We start from the raw sequence: 1,332 nt of genomic DNA, 5'->3' as shown, positions 1-1,332 counted from the left end.
CGTCAGGGCCCGCTTTTAATACGCGTTGGAAGTATGGCGTCAAACCGATTTTATCTAAGTCGACGTTACCATTGGTGATCGCCACCAGAGGAATGCGTTCTCCCAACTCCGCCAATACATCGAGACTTTGCTGCGGCACGTCAAACTGACTGCGCCATTCCAACGCCAGTTGCACGCCCTCTTCCGCTGCGATTTGAGCTTGCGCTTCATCGTAGCCAACGGATAGAAAAGCATGCTTTAACTGCACTAGGCGCCAAAGCGTCACATCGCTTTTGAGATCAGGACTTTGCTGGAGCACCTGTTTTTTTACCTGCAACCAATCGGCCTTTTCCATGTGCGCCACTGCAGGATGCGTTTGTTGCAACCAGGTCAGTAACTCGCGCTCCATACGGACAATCACTGGATGGTTATCATACAGCGTGTCATCCAGATCGAATGTCATGGCCTTAATCGGCTCGATACGGCGGTAAAATTTCATGCTTTGGCTCACTCCCCGTTCTTTTTGCGTGCGCGTGGGTGGGCTTGGTCATACGCTTGCGCTAGATGCTGGAAATCCAAGTGTGTGTAGATTTGGGTCGTCGATATGTTCTCGTGACCTAAAAGCTCTTGCACCGCACGTAAGTTGTTGCTCGGCTCCAGCATGTGCGTAGCAAATGAGTGGCGCAACTTATGTGGGCTAATGTGACTGGCTACAGACTGTTTTTGTCCCCACTCGGCCATGCGTTTTTGCACGCTACGGTGCGAAATACGGGTTCCGAGTTTAGACACAAACAATGCAGGTTCACCTGGCGCTGCTAAGTCACCACGAACGCGCAGCCACTTACCAACCCATTCCGTTGCCATCCCCGAAAAAGGCACTTTACGTTCTTTGTCACCTTTACCGATAACACGAAGCTCGCCACTGCGCAGCTGCACATCTCGCACATCCACACTGACCAACTCGGCTAAACGCAGGCCGGCACCGTACATCAGCTCCATCATTGCGCGATCGCGGATCGCCAATGGGTCATCTTCATTCACTTCGAGCAGTTGATTCACTTCATCCACATCGAGGTTTTTTGGCAGCGGGCGCTTTTTACGAGGTGCAGACACCCCTTTGGCAGGGTTGGCTGACATCTCACCACGCAAAATCAAGAAATCGAAAAAGCTACGCAGCGAAGACAAGCGCGTAGCTAAGCTGCTGGCCTTCATGCCTTCTCGCATGCCTTTACCCGCAAGTTGTCGAACCCAGCCAGCATCAACTTGAGACCAATCTTTCAGTCCCATTTCGGCAAGATGCTGCGCCATGGTTTCCAACTGTTGCTTGTAATTGCGTTGAGTGTGCAAGCTGAG

2 protein-coding genes are annotated in these 1,332 nt (G+C 52.0%); both read right to left on the bottom strand.

What is annotated here, in order from left to right:
* Positions 1-478, bottom strand: a 478-nt coding sequence (locus R7Q11_RS24760; protein ID WP_225466833.1) for an HAD family hydrolase, incomplete at its 3' end; no start/stop codon positions are given.
* A gap of 8 nt (positions 479-486) precedes the next feature.
* A partial coding sequence (gene xerC / locus R7Q11_RS24755) for a tyrosine recombinase XerC (protein ID WP_225466832.1) occupies positions 487-1,332 on the bottom strand: 846 nt, incomplete at its 5' end.

The sequence above is a fragment of the Vibrio sp. 970 genome (assembly GCF_033339075.1).
Note: the sequence above shows the minus strand (reverse complement) of the source record. Positions and strands in the feature narration are given on the sequence as shown.